Raw genomic sequence first — 12926 nt, forward strand, 5'->3', positions numbered from 1 at the left:
CGAAAAAGTGCCGGTGGACGGTGAGGTGACGGAGGGGGGCAGTTCAATCGATGAATCCATGCTCACGGGCGAGCCGATGCCCGTCAGCAAACGCGTGGGCGACAAGGTGATCGGCGCCACGCTGAACACCAGTGGCGCGCTGGTGATGCGATCTGAGCGCGTCGGCGCGTCCACCATGCTGTCGCAGATCGTGCAGATGGTGGCCCAGGCCCAGCGATCCAAAGCGCCGATGCAACGCATGGCCGACGTGGTGGCGGGTTATTTCGTCCTCGCTGTGGTGGGCATTGCCTTGTTGACTTTCTTTGGCTGGGGTCTGTTCGGTCCCGAGCCGAGTTGGGTGTTCGGCCTGATCAACGCGGTGGCCGTGCTGATCATTGCCTGTCCTTGTGCGCTGGGCCTGGCCACGCCCATGTCCATCATGGTCGCCACCGGTCGCGGCGCCACGCACGGCGTGTTGTTCCGGGACGCAGCCGCCATAGAGAACATGCGCAAGATCGACACCCTCATCATCGACAAGACCGGAACGCCGACCGAAGGCCGTCCTACGTTTGAGCGTGCCGTTCCCGCGCCCAGTTTTGATGCCGATGAGGTGCTGCGCCTGGCCGCCAGCCTTGACCAGGGCAGCGAACACCCACTGGCTGACACCATCGTGCGCGCCGCCCGCGAGCGCGGCATGTCGTTGGACAAACCCGAGAACTTCGAATCCGGCTCGGGCATCGGCGTGCGCGGGCAGGTGGCCGGACGTCAACTGGCGTTGGGCAACACCACGCTGATGGAGCAGATCGGTGTATCGGTTAGTGCTCTGGTGTCGCAGGCCGAGGCCTTGCGCGCAGAAGGTGCCAGCGTGATGCACCTGGCGGTTGATGGACAGCTGATGGGCCTGTTGGCGGTGTCCGATCCGGTCAAGGCCAGCACGCCGGAAGCCTTGGCCACGCTCAAGGCATCCGGTCTGCGCATCGTGATGGCGACCGGTGACGGACTGACCACGGCCAAGGCTGTTGCAGCCCGCTTGGGCATCGACGAGGTGCACGGCGAGGTCAAGCCAGCCGACAAGCTGCGGTTGGTGGAAAGGCTGCAAAAGGAAGGCCGCATGGTGGCGATGGCAGGCGACGGCATCAACGATGCACCGGCGCTGGCCAAGGCGGATGTGGGTGTGGCCATGGGTACCGGGACTGACGTGGCGATGAACAGTGCGCAGATCACGCTGGTCAAAGGCGATCTGCGCGGGATTGCGATTGCACGCGCGCTGTCCGAAGCGACAGTGGGCAACATGAAGCAAAACTTGATGTTTGCCTTTTTGTACAACGCGCTGGGCATCCCGATTGCGGCCGGCGTGCTGTATCCCCTGACAGGCTGGCTGCTGTCGCCGTTGATTGCCGCGCTGGCCATGAGCTTGAGCTCGGTGTCGGTGATCGGCAATGCGCTGCGTTTGCGGAGCGCCAAACCATGATGCGTCGGATCCGCTGAAATCATCTGAAACCGATCTTGACTGCGGCGAAGACCGAGCGGCTGGCTCGGTCTGGGTCTTTCTGCGTCGGCAGACACCGTCCACGTTGCCTCCGACGGCACTGACGCTGTCAGCGTTGTCGATGCCAGATCGCCGTAGCTGCGGGCGACCGTACTCCTCGACTGCGCAAGTCTTTCCCCCACTTTCTGGTGGTCATTGACACTGTAGCGGCTCCAGGGTTTCCAATACGGGCATCGAAAGGAAAAACCATGTCCGTTCATTGCTGTGACCACGACACCCCCAAGCCCGAGACCCTCGTCAACCTGCCCCGCTACCGCAAGATCCTGTGGATCGCGCTGATCATCAACGCCGCCATGTTCCTCATCGAGATCGGCGCGGGCGTGCAGGCCGGTTCCCTCTCGCTGCTGGCCGACGCGGTGGACTTTGCGGGCGACGCCCTCAACTACGCGGTGTCGCTCGCGGTGCTGGCGTCTGCCCTGGCCTGGCGCGCCCGCGCGGCCATGCTGAAGGCGGTGAGCATGATGGGCTTTGGCCTCTATGTGTTGGGCGCTGCGGTGTGGGCGGTGTGGCACGGCGGCGTGCCGCAAGCCATGACCATGGGCGCGGTGGCGCTGCTGGCGCTGATGGCCAACGTGGCCGTGGCGTGGATGCTCTACGCGTTTCGCGAAGGCGACGCCAACATGCGCAGCGTGTGGCTGTGCTCGCGCAACGACGCCATCGGCAACGTGGCGGTGTTCATGGCCGCGCTCGGTGTGTTCGGCACCGGCTCCGCCTGGCCCGACCTGTTGGTGGCCAGCCTGATGGCGGCGCTGGCCCTGCACGGCGGCTGGACGGTGTTGCGGCAGGCGCGCGGGGAGTTGGGCGACGACAGCGCCGAAGGGGATCACCATGGCCACGTTCATTGACCCACTGTCATCTCCCCGGTTCGACGAGACGACCCATGCCCGACTGATGCGCGAGGCAAGTGCGGCGGGTGTCACCGAACAGGCGTGGTTGTATCTGGAGGCCGCACATGTGGTGGGGCAGCTCCACCTCAGACCGCACCTGCAGACGCACGCTCACATGCTGGGACTGGCCTGGCGCACGCGTGACTGGCCAGAGACTGCCGGCCAGGTGCTCCGGCTGGCCTTGGTGCCCTTGGGTCACTTGAGCGGGCGCTTGCCGCTGGGCAACCCGGGCCGATCCACCGTGAGCGCCTTCGAGCCGCTGCCAGTGCGCCCGGAACTGGCCGACCTGATCGCCCGTGCACGCGCCGGTGAAACGCCTGCCGCTTAAAATCTCGCGTATGCGCTTGTTCCTGGTCCTGCTGATGCTCACGCTGCTGCCGCTGCAGTTCTCTGCAGCAGCGGCGACCGAGTGCTGCGGCCACGTTGCGGTGTCCCAAGGGCTCCAAGCCCAGCACCATAAGCTCACGCATCTGTCGCCGGTTCAGGGCACGGACGATCTTGCCGCCAACGGACTGGGGTTCGATCTGGATTGTGGAACCTGCCATGCCAACTGCGCAGCCGCTGTGACGGCGACTGCAGCGACCATGGCCGACCCTGCGGGCATCGAGCGGGTCGAACATCTCGTCGAACTGATCCTGCCGCCCTGGCACGAGCGACCCTACCGCCCTCAATGGTCCGCCCCTAAAAGCTCGGGGCTGAACCGGTCCGTCTGACGAATTGACGGGCACATCTTCCCCGATCCCCTGGCTTCAAGTGGCCGCCACTGCACACGGTGGCCATTCCCGGATCGTTTTGGAAGGACTCTCTCATGACTGCTCGCTGGATTCAGCGACACCCGCGATGGACGTGGCTTGCTGCCGTCGCGGTGCTTCTGTTGGTTGATCAACTCAGCAAATCGCATTTCTCAAGCACCCTAGAACTCGGTGAAGCCGTGAAGGTGACCGAGTGGTTCAACTTTGTGCATGTGCTCAACACGGGTGCGGCCTTTTCATTGTTGGCCGATGCTGGAGGCTGGCAGCGGTGGTTTTTCATCGGCGTGACAGCGCTGGTAGTGGGTGTTGTCTCTGTGGTGTGCCTGGCCCGACAGGCCGAGTCGCTGGATCGGTGGGTGGGCGCTTTTGTGGTGGGCGGGGGCGGCGGCAACCTCGTGGACCGCGTCCAGATCGGGGCCGTGGTTGATTTCCTCGACTTCCACTGGCGAAGCATCCACTGGCCAGCTTTCAACTTGGCTGATGTCTTCATCGTGTGCTCCATGTTGGTCTGGTGCTTCGCATCACTGAAATCACCGCCGCGCTCTACGCTGCGCAAGACCCCCGAGGAGTCCCCCTCATGAAGCGCGGCTGGTTCTGGATCATGGCCGCCTGGGCCTTCGCCCTGGTGTCCACGCTGGGTGCGGTTTTCATTGGCGAAGTCATGGGGATGACGCCCTGCTTGCTCTGCTGGTACCAGCGCATCTTCATGTTCCCGCTGGCGCTAATCCTGGGCATGGCCGCATTCGCCGAAGACCGGCGAGGTGCCATCTACGCGCTACCGCTGGCGCTGGGCGGTACATCCATGGCCGGTTACCACTCTGCGCTGATCGCCGGGTGGGTACCGAAGTGGTGGGTGCCCTGCGGCACCGGTCCCTCATGCAGCGAACAGAGTTTGGAAATTTTGGGCGGCATCCAGATTCCCTGGCTGTCGCTCGCAGCCTTCATTGCCATCGTCATCTTGCTTTTTGTTTACCTGAGAAAGACCCGTTCATGAACGCCAAGAAAATCACCGTCATCGGCCTGGTGGCCATCGTTGCCCTGTTCTTTTACCTGGGCATGAACGCCTACCAGCAACGGGTGCAGACCGCCCAGGAAGTGCAGGTCAAGGCCGAGCAGACCCGTCTGGTGCGCATGCACTCACCGGTCTTTGGCCCCCAAGGCGCGCCGGTCACCATCGTCGAGTTCTTTGACCCGGCCTGCGAGACCTGCCGGGCCTTCTATCCCATCGTGAAGAACCTGATGGCGCAGTACCCCAACGACGTGCGGCTCGTGATCCGCTACGCACCGTTCCACCAGGGATCGGACCGGGTGGTCAAGCTGCTGGAGTCCGCCAAGAGCCAGGGCAAGTACCAGATGGTGCTTGAAGCGGTGCTGGCAGCGCAGCCTGCCTGGGCCGACCATGGGAAACCCAACATCGAGACCGCTTTCAAGGTGGCCGAGCAGGCCGGGCTGGACCTCGTCAAAGCACGGCAGGACATCGAGAAGCCAGGCATGCAGTCGCTGCTGCAGCAAGACATTGAAGACCTCACCGCGCTGCAAGTCACCAAGACGCCCACCTTCTTTGTCAACGGTCGCAGCCTGCCGAGTTTTGGGCCTGAACAGTTGGCTGCCCTGGTGGCAGAAGAAGTGGCCAAGGCGAAGAAATGACCAACATGGTATTCACATCTCCTCCCAGCCGACGCAAGGTGCTTGCACTGAGCGGGGCATGGCTTGTCGCTGGCGGGTTCGTGGCCGGTTGTTCGCCGAAAGCCCCCACTTTCCAGAGCACCGACATCACCGGCGCCGCGTTTGCTCAAGACCTGAAACTGACCGACCACACCGGGCAGGTGCGCACCATGTCGGATTTCCGCGGCAGAGCGGTGGTGGTGTTCTTCGGCTTCACGCAGTGCCCCGATGTGTGCCCCACCTCCATGACCACCCTGGCCGAGGTCAAACGCCTCATGGGCGATCAGGGCGAGCAACTGCAGGTTCTCTTCATCACTGTGGATCCGGAGCGCGACACGCTGCCACTGCTCAAGGAGTACATGACCAACTTCGATCCGACGTTTCTGGCGTTGCGCCCCGAGCCGTCTGAACTCAAGGCCGTGGCGGACAGTTTCAAGATCTACTACCGCAAGGCCGAAGGCAGCACACCGACTTCGTACACGATGGACCACTCGGCGGGCAAGTATGTGTTTGATACCGAAGGCCGGGTGCGCTTGTTCTCCAGCTATGGCACCGAACCCGGCGTGATCGCCGAAGACATCCTCACACTGTTGAAATCCATGGAGGGTTGACTCCGATTGATTGCCATGAAAACACTGCTGCTCTACCTCGTCACCGCCATCGCCGAGATCGTCGGTTGTTACTTGCCACTGCTGTGGCTGCGCGGGCAGGGCTCCGGGTGGTGGCTGCTGCCCGCTGCCGCCTTGAGTCTCGCCACGTTCGCCTGGCTGCTGACCCTGCACGCCGCGCCGTCGGGCCGGGTGTATGCGGCCTACGGAGGGGTCTATGTGGCGGTGGCGCTGGGGTGGCTGTGGTCGGTGGACGGCGTGCGCCCGAGCAGTTGGGATGTGGTGGGCGTGGCCGTGACCTTGGCGGGCATGGCGATCATCGCGTTCCAGCCTCGAGCATGAACCGCCGCCTCATTGTTTTTCTCTCGGCGTTGGCCGCCTTCGTGGCGTTTGCAGCTGCAGTCTTTCTTTATCAGCGCCATACCCTGCAGGCTGCGGCATTGCAGGCTTCAGAGCAAGCCGGTGCGATGGTCTGGCCGCACTCGCCCGTCATGGGTGCTGTGGACGCACCGGTCACCATCGTGGAGTTCTTCGATCCGGCGTGCGAAGCCTGCAAGGCTTTTCATCCCCAGGTCAAGCAGATCCTGGCGGCCTTTCCACGAGAGACACGTTTGGTGATTCGGTACACACCATTTCACAGGGAGACTTCCGTGGAGGCGGTGAAGATTCTTGAGGCGGCGCGTGCGCAGGGGAAGTTCGAGCCCGTGCTCGAAGCTTTGCTGGATGGTCAGCGCGCGTGGACTGCGCAGGGCGCAAAAACCATCGACCGCGCGTGGGCACTTGCACAGTCTGTCGGCGTCGACGTGGCACGAGCACGCCAGCACATTGCCTCGGGTTCGGTGGATGTTCTGCTGGCGCAGGACGTCGCGGACCTGAAGGCGATCGGTGTCCGGGCCACTCCCACCTTCTTCGTGAATGGAAAGCCGCTGTCATCGACCGATCCAGAGGCACTCCACGACCTGGAAAAGAGCGAGGTGGAGAGCGTCCGCAAGCTTCCATCGCGCTGATATGAGCTTCCAAACCGTGACTTGGAATACATTCCAATAATCGTTAGAATGTGTTCATGAGAGAAATCAAGAACCATCTTTATGAGCAAGTTGCCCGCATTGGCAAAGCGGTCGCCAGTCCCAAACGGCTGGAACTCATCGAGCTGCTCTGCCAGGGTGAGAAGTCTGTCGAGACGTTGGCCATGCAGGCCGAGATCGGTGTCAAGCTCGCCAGTGCCCATCTCAAGGAACTGCGCCTGGCGCGCCTGGTGGATACCCGCAAGGAAGGCAAGTACGTCCTGTACCGGCTGGCCAGCACCAGCGTGGCCGACCTGTGGGTGAACCTGCGCACCGCCGCCGAGGAGCGCCTGGTCGAACTGCAGATGGCACTTGCCTCCATCGTCGAGCACGGGGATGACCTGCAGGGTGTCAGCCGAACAGACATCTTGCGGCGCGCCGCTGCGGGTGAGGTGCTGGTGCTGGATGTGCGGCCTGAGGATGAATACGCCGTGGCGCACCTCCCTCACGCACGCTCTCTCCCTGTGGATGAACTGAAGAAACGCATTGCCGAGTTGCCCAAGGACGTCCCGGTGGTGGCCTATTGCCGCGGTCCGTTTTGTTTGATGGCCAAGGACGCCGTCGAGCTGCTGCGCAAGAAGGGCTACCAGGCCTTTCACCTCACCGACGGGGTGGCCGAATGGCGGGCACGAGGTTTGCCAGTCACCCAATGATTTGAGGACGCCATGAAGAGCCTTCTGGTTCTCAACGACGCACCTTACGGAAGCGAGCGCACCTACAACCGTGCCCGCCTGGCCGGCGCGCTGGCCCGGCAGGATGGCCACGAGGTCAAAGTCTTCCACATTGGTGACGCTGCTGCCGCCGCCCACAAACAGCAGAAGGTGCCATCTGGCTTCTACAACCTCGAAGTGATGCCGGGCGCCTTGGTGAAGCATGGTGGCGTCATTGGCGTCTGCGGCACTTGCATGGACGCACGCGGCATCGCTGCCGACGACCTCATTCCGGGTGCGCACCGCAGCACCCTGGACGAACTCAGCCACTGGACAGCCTGGGCCGACAAGGCCCTGGTGTTCTAACCAGGAGACCACCATGTTCTTTCGCCAACGGCCGGCCGCCAACGCCACGCTCTCGTATCTCTTCGGCTGTGCCGGCTTGCAGAAGGCCGTCGCGGTGGACGTCGTCGCTGGTGATGAGGACTGGTTCATCGAAGAAGCGCAAAGAGCAGGCGCACCCATCGTTCACGTCATCGACACCCATGTGCACGCCGACCACTACTCGGGTGGGCCCGAGCTTGCGCGCCGCGTCGGGGCGGCGTACCACCTCCACGAGAGCAACATCGGACGCGTGGGCTTCGATTTTTCGCCGCTGCGCGATGGACAGCGCCTGGAAGCGGGCAACGTCGTGGTCGACGTCATCCATACACCCGGGCACACCCCGGACAGCGTCTGCCTGGCGGTGCGAGACCTGCGCCGAGGCGATGAGCCCTGGTTCGTCATCACCGGCGATACCTTGTTCGTGGGCGCCGTCGGCCGCCCCGACCTGGCAGGGCAGGAACGCGAGATGGCCGCGCAGCTGTACGACACGCTGCAGTCGCGGCTGTTGTCGCTGCCCCCCGAGCTGGAGATCTATCCGGGCCACCAGGCCGGCAGCGCCTGCGGCGCAGGGCTGTCTGGCAAGCCGGCGTCCACCATTGGTTTTGAGAAACGCTTCAACCCGATGTTGTCGATGTCACGGGAGGCCTTTGTCACCGCGCTGACCGCTGAGATACCGCCCCAGCCAGAGGACATGGCGCGCATCGTCGAGGCGAACCTGCGCGGTGTGGTTCCCGCCATCGCCTGAGTCGGGCATGCAGTTCGGCATCCGCGCCAACCTTGGTCAGTTCCTGCAGCAGCTGCTGCAGGTGCTGCTCGTGGGCATGACCATCGGCATGATGCGCAACGTCGTTCCAGCGTTGGCCGAGTCCGAATTCGGCGTGCCGCGCGGCTCGTTCATGCTGCTCGCAGCCTTCGTCGTGGCTTTCGGTTTCGTCAAGGGAACGATGAACTTCGTGGCAGGACGCCTTGCCGAGCAGATGGGACGCAAGCGGGTGCTGTTGCTGGGCTGGCTGGTCGCCTTGCCCATCCCGTTGCTCATCTATTTCGCGACCAGCTGGGCGTGGGTGGTCTTTGCCACTGTGCTGCTGGGCGTCAACCAGGGCCTCACCTGGTCGATGACGCAGACGGCCAAACTGGACATCACGCGCGCCGACCAGCGTGGTCTCGTCATCGGCTTGAACGAATTCTCGGGCTACGTTGGCGTGGCCATCGCTGGCGTCGTCACGGGCTACCTCGCGTCCATGCTCGGCCCGCGAGAGGGACTGCTGTGGTTCGGCATGGTCGTCATTGGCCTGGCCTCCGTGCTGTCCTGGCTCTCCATCTCCGAGACACTGCCATGGGCACGAGACGAGGTGAAACGCCACGCTGGTTCTGGCGCTCCCGTGCTCATGCCGCGGTATCCAAAGGCGGTTAGCGAAAAGCCATCGACGGCAGAGATGTTCGCCCTGATGAGCTGGCGCGACCGGCGCATGGCGGCGATCTGCCAGGCGGGCTTGGTGGAGAAGTTCGTCGATGCCTTGGTCTGGGCGTTCTGGCCGGTGTATCTGCACCAGCAGGGCGTGAGCTTGCCGGGCATTGGCTGGATCGTCGGCATCTACGGCTTCACATGGGGTGCCGCGCAGTTCTTCACCGGCCGTCTCTCGGACCGTGTTGGAAGGCACTTGTTGAATGCCTGGGGCATGTGGGTGTGCGGCGCAGGCGTGGCCCTGATGCCGCTGGGCACGGGTTCGCTGTGGTGGAGCGCCTCCGCCGCCATCGCCGGCCTGGGCATGGCCATGCTGTACCCGAACCTGAGCGCCGCCGTGGCCGACATCGCCCACCCGAACTGGCGCGCATCGGCCATCGGCATCTACCGGTTCTGGCGCGACCTGGGCTACGGCATCGGGGCACTCGGGTTAGGTGCAGCCGCTGCGCTGGGAGGTCGTATCGAGAGCGCCTTCTGGTTCGTTGCCGTGGCCATGCTGTTGTCCGGCGCCGTCTTGTTCCACTGGGGGGAAGAAACCCATCCCCGCCTCAATCCCGCCACCTGATTTCCCTCAACCACTCTCTGGAGACAACCATGATCACGCGCCGACTCACCTTGACCCTGGCACTTGCGGCTGCTGCCTGCCTGCCGCTGGCGGTACACGCCCAGGCCGACAAGGCCACCATCAACGCGCTGGAGGGCTACTTCGATTTTGCGGACGCCAATAGCGGCACCATCATGGCGGAGCAACTGGCGGCCGAGGACTACAAGAAGCTGCTCGTGTTGGACGTGCGCGACGCGACGCAGTTTGCCAAGGACCACATTCCGGGTGCCATGAACATCGAATGGCGCCAGGTGTTCGCGCAGCGCGCCAAACTGCCCAAGGACAAGACCATCCTCGTCTACTGCAACACCAGCTCGTTCGCGGGCCAGGTCGCCATGGCGCTGCGCATGGATGGCTACGAGAACGTGCGCTTGCTGCACGGCGGCTACAACGAATGGAAGGCCAGCGGCGGCATGAACGCCCAGGCACGTGCCGCAAAAAAGAGCTGAGGTTTCTGCACCATGAATATCCGTACATTCGCATTGATGGCCGCTCTGGTGAGCAACAGCGCGGTCTCCTGGGCTCAGACGGCCCCTGGGCCTTTGGAGATCGACGGCCGGAAAGTGCTGACTCTGGTCAGCAACGACCCACCCGGCCTGCGCTGCAACAACAACATCCAGGTTGCCGCAGAGCTGGCCAACACCTACAAGGTGCCCATCCTCATCTACCCGGTGTCGTTCATGCCCGCCGGCACCAAGGCGCCTATCGTCTGGTTTGGCGGCGAGAACATTGCCCAGAGCGGGGGCAAGCTCAACGGCATGATTTCGTACACCGAGCTGGCCGACCGGTTCGAGGTCGAAGGGGTGACGAAGCAAGGCAAGTCGGGGTTGCTGATGGCCCCTGCTGTGAACAGCAGCTTCGAGGCGTTGAAGCAGAGCATCAAGGGCAAATAACCGTCACCCAGGCGCTGCCACGCATCACACCGGTGGTGAATGCCGTGTGCCGCGCTGCAGCGCGATACCGCCTGGTTCGCGGAAGATCACGCCCGCCTTCTCAAGTCCTGCCAGGGCACGGTAGAGCGCCTCGTGGCTCACGGCCAGTTCGGTGGCCAGAGACTTGAGGCCGGACGCGGTGCTAAGACGGCCATCCACGCCTTCGGTCTCGATCATGTGCAGCAGGCGCTCGTTTACACCCTTGAGCGACATGCGTTCGCACTGCGCCCGCAGGCGGCGCACCTCGGCGTTGAGCATGCCGATCCAGCGCAAGGCGAACTCAGGGTCTGCTGCCAGCGCGGCCTTGAGCGGCTCGATGGGCAGCGCAACCGCCCGACCCGGCACGGTGACCAACGCGTCGCAGTGGTAGCTCCCCGAATGCAGGCTGGCTTCGGCCAGAAACCCCTGGCGAACCCGCTGAAGCACCAGGGCATGCCCCTGCTCGCCCATGCGCTCCAGCACTATCTCGCCCCCCACCACAAAGTACATGCGCCTGGGGCGCTGGCGTTGCAGGAAAAGACGTTCGCCCTTGCACAGTTCGACGTGGGACGCCAAGGCCGTGAGGCTGCCAGGGAGCAACTTCCGAAGCGTGTCGGGCAACGTGGATGGCAGGGTCATGTGAATGCAGGAGCGTGTGATTCAAATCATATGCGCGTCGTCGCCTCGTTCCGACAATCGCCTTCATCAACACACGTTCAATCCGGAAACAAGACATGCTCAAAACCACCATCGCGTCGCTCGTGCTTCTGACCTGCGTCGGCGGCGTCAACGTCCAGGCCATGGATCACTCCCGAATGGACCACGGCGCCCACATGGCCACCATGGCGCCCGGACAGCGACAGGCAGATGTGGCGCAACGTGGCAAGAGCGTCATGCCTTTCAGCCTTGGCGCGACCACGCACATCTTCACCAAGACGGCACAAGGCGGTGTTCAACAGGTGGTGGTCAAGGACGCCCGCGACGCCGAGCAGGTGAGGCTGACGCGTCTGCACCTGCAGGAGATTCGCGACCAGTTTCTCAAGGGCGACTTCTCTGGGCCGACACGCATTCACGGGCAGGACATGCCCGGTCTGGCCGAACTGAAGGCCGCCCGCCCAGGTCAGATCGTCATCACCTACAAAGACATCGACAAGGGCGCCGAGCTGAGCTACGCCACGAGCAACGCCTCCCTCGTGTCGGCGCTGCACCAGTGGTTTGATGCCCAGTTGACCGACCACGGCAAGGACGCCATGGCGGGCCACGCTGGGCATGGCGACATGAAGAAACCCTGAAGCGGACTCAAATCCGCAGCAGCTTCGACCTCAACCCCGCCTCCAGCACCACGCCCACCACCACACCCACCCCCGCGTTCCACACCGACACGGCGGCGGTGGTGAGCAGCACGGCGCGGGCTTCCTTGTCGCGCGAGCTGCCGGCGGTGCCGATGGTGAGCGAGAAGCCGGCCACGAACAGCATGGCGCCCAAGGTGCCGGCGGGCAGCAGGTTCAGCAGGGCGGTGAGCTGACCACTGGCGAACAGGCCCGCGAGCAGCAACACGCTGCCCAGGAAGATGGGTGCGCGGCCGGTGCGTGCGCCACACGCCACCAGCGCGGCCATTCCGCCGGCGCCAAAGCACATGGGCGGCGCGCCCAGGCCGCCGGCCAGCAGGTTCATGAGGCCGGTGCCGCGCGCGGCGCGGTTCTCGTCCAGCGCCACGGCGGGGAACAGCCGCCGCGTTTCGGCCACGATGCCGAGGATGGCGTTGCCGAAGGTCAGTGGTATTTGCGCGGCGGCCAGGCCGATGGCGGCGAGCCAGACGCCAGGTTGGTTGAACGCGGGCCACTGCAGCGCGGGCAGGTGCAGTGCCCACGGTTCGCTGGCCAGTGCTTGCAGCAGCTCGGGTTGGCGCCAGCCGCCCACGGCCCAGCCCACGGCCCAGCCCACGGCCATGAGCACGGGCATGGTGAGCCAGCCACCACGGCCCAGCAACACCAGCGCCAGCGCCACCGAGGCCGCACCCAGCACCAGATCGCCTTCGATACGCCGCAGCCCGGCCACGATGAGCGCGATGCCCAGGCCGAGCACCACGCCGTGGATCACGTCGCGCGACACGTGTCGGGCCAGCCAGCGCGCCAGGCCGCTCCATGCCGCGATGAGCCAGAACACGCCGGTGATCAGCGCGGCCAGCGCGAGCACGGCCGGCATGGCCTGCCCACCCACCACCGCGCTGGCCAAGGCGGCGGCGCCCACAGCCTTCATGGGTTGCACCGGGAAGGGAATGCCCAGGCGCCAGCCGACCGCGATGAGGCAGAGGCCAAAGGCCAGCAAGATGGTTGTGGGGTGCACACCGGCCAGCACGATGAAGCCGACCAGAAAGGGCAGCAGGGTGCCCAGGTCGCCCAGCGCGC

The 12926-nt window shown here is 64.3% G+C and carries 19 protein-coding genes; 17 read left to right on the top strand and 2 right to left on the bottom strand.

The window, feature by feature from the left end; translation table 11 throughout:
* From ACN4F8_RS02185 to ACN4F8_RS02260, 16 genes are all read left to right on the top strand, one after another.
* A partial coding sequence (locus tag ACN4F8_RS02185; RefSeq protein ID WP_419472082.1) for a copper-translocating P-type ATPase occupies nucleotides 1-1450 on the top strand: 1450 nt, incomplete at its 5' end.
* A 266-nt stretch (nucleotides 1451-1716) separates the two neighbouring features.
* Nucleotides 1717-2373 (top strand): cation transporter, encoded by a 657-nt coding sequence (locus ACN4F8_RS02190; RefSeq protein WP_419472083.1) that lies wholly within the window; start codon nucleotides 1717-1719, stop codon nucleotides 2371-2373.
* Nucleotides 2357-2743, top strand: coding sequence for a DUF3703 domain-containing protein (locus ACN4F8_RS02195; RefSeq protein ID WP_419472084.1), 387 nt, complete (start codon nucleotides 2357-2359; stop codon nucleotides 2741-2743). Before ACN4F8_RS02190 ends, ACN4F8_RS02195 begins: the two co-directional genes overlap by 17 nt.
* A complete protein-coding gene (locus tag ACN4F8_RS02200; RefSeq protein WP_419472085.1) occupies nucleotides 2724-3128 on the top strand; it encodes a hypothetical protein in 405 nt (134 codons plus the stop codon). Before ACN4F8_RS02195 ends, ACN4F8_RS02200 begins: the two co-directional genes overlap by 20 nt.
* 59 nt (nucleotides 3129-3187) lie before the next feature.
* Nucleotides 3188-3748, top strand: coding sequence for a signal peptidase II (lspA, locus tag ACN4F8_RS02205; protein WP_419472086.1), 561 nt, complete (start codon nucleotides 3188-3190; stop codon nucleotides 3746-3748).
* Nucleotides 3745-4161 carry a disulfide bond formation protein B gene (locus ACN4F8_RS02210; protein WP_419472087.1) on the top strand — a complete coding sequence of 139 codons (417 nt, stop codon included), beginning with the start codon at nucleotides 3745-3747 and terminating at the stop codon, nucleotides 4159-4161. The genes lspA and ACN4F8_RS02210 overlap by 4 nt, the downstream gene beginning before the upstream one ends.
* Complete coding sequence (locus ACN4F8_RS02215; protein ID WP_419472088.1) at nucleotides 4158-4814, top strand: DsbA family protein; 657 nt, start codon at nucleotides 4158-4160, stop codon at nucleotides 4812-4814. Before ACN4F8_RS02210 ends, ACN4F8_RS02215 begins: the two co-directional genes overlap by 4 nt.
* A 5-nt stretch (nucleotides 4815-4819) precedes the next feature.
* Nucleotides 4820-5443 carry an SCO family protein gene (locus ACN4F8_RS02220; RefSeq protein ID WP_419472100.1) on the top strand — a complete coding sequence of 208 codons (624 nt, stop codon included), beginning with the start codon at nucleotides 4820-4822 and terminating at the stop codon, nucleotides 5441-5443.
* 6 nt (nucleotides 5444-5449) lie between these two features.
* Nucleotides 5450-5782, top strand: a complete 333-nt coding sequence (locus tag ACN4F8_RS02225) for a YnfA family protein (protein WP_419472089.1) — start codon at nucleotides 5450-5452, stop codon at nucleotides 5780-5782.
* A complete protein-coding gene (locus tag ACN4F8_RS02230; protein ID WP_419472090.1) occupies nucleotides 5779-6447 on the top strand; it encodes a DsbA family protein in 669 nt (222 codons plus the stop codon). Before ACN4F8_RS02225 ends, ACN4F8_RS02230 begins: the two co-directional genes overlap by 4 nt.
* 56 nt (nucleotides 6448-6503) lie before the next feature.
* Complete coding sequence (locus ACN4F8_RS02235) at nucleotides 6504-7157, top strand: ArsR/SmtB family transcription factor (RefSeq protein WP_419472091.1); 654 nt, start codon at nucleotides 6504-6506, stop codon at nucleotides 7155-7157.
* A 12-nt stretch (nucleotides 7158-7169) separates the two neighbouring features.
* On the top strand, nucleotides 7170-7520 hold the full coding sequence (locus ACN4F8_RS02240; protein ID WP_419472092.1) for a DsrE/DsrF/TusD sulfur relay family protein: 351 nt from the start codon (nucleotides 7170-7172) through the stop codon (nucleotides 7518-7520).
* A gap of 13 nt (nucleotides 7521-7533) precedes the next feature.
* A complete protein-coding gene (locus tag ACN4F8_RS02245; protein ID WP_419472093.1) occupies nucleotides 7534-8283 on the top strand; it encodes an MBL fold metallo-hydrolase in 750 nt (249 codons plus the stop codon).
* A 7-nt stretch (nucleotides 8284-8290) separates the two neighbouring features.
* A complete protein-coding gene (locus tag ACN4F8_RS02250) occupies nucleotides 8291-9568 on the top strand; it encodes an MFS transporter (protein WP_419472094.1) in 1278 nt (425 codons plus the stop codon).
* A 29-nt stretch (nucleotides 9569-9597) separates the two neighbouring features.
* Nucleotides 9598-10056, top strand: coding sequence for a rhodanese-like domain-containing protein (locus tag ACN4F8_RS02255; protein WP_419472095.1), 459 nt, complete (start codon nucleotides 9598-9600; stop codon nucleotides 10054-10056).
* A 12-nt stretch (nucleotides 10057-10068) separates the two neighbouring features.
* Complete coding sequence (locus ACN4F8_RS02260; RefSeq protein ID WP_419472096.1) at nucleotides 10069-10500, top strand: hypothetical protein; 432 nt, start codon at nucleotides 10069-10071, stop codon at nucleotides 10498-10500.
* Nucleotides 10501-10524: 24 nt separating this feature from the next.
* On the opposite strand, the gene ACN4F8_RS02265 is transcribed toward ACN4F8_RS02260, so the two are convergent.
* Entirely contained in the window at nucleotides 10525-11157 is a 633-nt protein-coding gene (locus ACN4F8_RS02265) for a Crp/Fnr family transcriptional regulator (protein WP_419472097.1), read from the bottom strand.
* A 95-nt stretch (nucleotides 11158-11252) separates the two neighbouring features.
* Between ACN4F8_RS02265 and ACN4F8_RS02270 the strand changes: the two genes are divergently transcribed.
* Entirely contained in the window at nucleotides 11253-11810 is a 558-nt protein-coding gene (locus tag ACN4F8_RS02270; RefSeq protein WP_419472098.1) for an aspartate carbamoyltransferase, read from the top strand.
* A 7-nt stretch (nucleotides 11811-11817) separates the two neighbouring features.
* Here the strand turns inward: ACN4F8_RS02270 and ACN4F8_RS02275 are convergent.
* A partial coding sequence (locus tag ACN4F8_RS02275; RefSeq protein ID WP_419472099.1) for a molybdate transporter family protein occupies nucleotides 11818-12926 on the bottom strand: 1109 nt, incomplete at its 5' end.

It is taken from the genome of Hydrogenophaga sp. (assembly GCF_048549895.1).
Classification (GTDB): Bacteria; Pseudomonadota; Gammaproteobacteria; order Burkholderiales; family Burkholderiaceae_C; genus Hydrogenophaga.

Excerpts from the sequence above, each read along its gene's own strand:
- ACN4F8_RS02235 (WP_419472091.1), top strand. The coding sequence starts at position 6,504 with ATGAGAGAAATCAAGAACCATCTTTATGAGCAAGTTGCCCGCATTGGC.
- ACN4F8_RS02230 (WP_419472090.1), top strand. The coding sequence starts at position 5,779 with ATGAACCGCCGCCTCATTGTTTTTCTCTCGGCGTTGGCCGCCTTCGTG.
- ACN4F8_RS02220 (WP_419472100.1), top strand. The coding sequence starts at position 4,820 with ATGGTATTCACATCTCCTCCCAGCCGACGCAAGGTGCTTGCACTGAGC.
- ACN4F8_RS02260 (WP_419472096.1), top strand. The coding sequence starts at position 10,069 with ATGAATATCCGTACATTCGCATTGATGGCCGCTCTGGTGAGCAACAGC.
- ACN4F8_RS02215 (WP_419472088.1), top strand. The coding sequence starts at position 4,158 with ATGAACGCCAAGAAAATCACCGTCATCGGCCTGGTGGCCATCGTTGCC.
- ACN4F8_RS02240 (WP_419472092.1), top strand. The coding sequence starts at position 7,170 with ATGAAGAGCCTTCTGGTTCTCAACGACGCACCTTACGGAAGCGAGCGC.
- ACN4F8_RS02245 (WP_419472093.1), top strand. The coding sequence starts at position 7,534 with ATGTTCTTTCGCCAACGGCCGGCCGCCAACGCCACGCTCTCGTATCTC.
- ACN4F8_RS02270 (WP_419472098.1), top strand. The coding sequence starts at position 11,253 with ATGCTCAAAACCACCATCGCGTCGCTCGTGCTTCTGACCTGCGTCGGC.
- ACN4F8_RS02265 (WP_419472097.1), bottom strand. The coding sequence starts at position 11,157 with ATGACCCTGCCATCCACGTTGCCCGACACGCTTCGGAAGTTGCTCCCT.
- ACN4F8_RS02190 (WP_419472083.1), top strand. The coding sequence starts at position 1,717 with ATGTCCGTTCATTGCTGTGACCACGACACCCCCAAGCCCGAGACCCTC.
- ACN4F8_RS02250 (WP_419472094.1), top strand. The coding sequence starts at position 8,291 with ATGCAGTTCGGCATCCGCGCCAACCTTGGTCAGTTCCTGCAGCAGCTG.
- ACN4F8_RS02210 (WP_419472087.1), top strand. The coding sequence starts at position 3,745 with ATGAAGCGCGGCTGGTTCTGGATCATGGCCGCCTGGGCCTTCGCCCTG.
- ACN4F8_RS02195 (WP_419472084.1), top strand. The coding sequence starts at position 2,357 with ATGGCCACGTTCATTGACCCACTGTCATCTCCCCGGTTCGACGAGACG.
- ACN4F8_RS02255 (WP_419472095.1), top strand. The coding sequence starts at position 9,598 with ATGATCACGCGCCGACTCACCTTGACCCTGGCACTTGCGGCTGCTGCC.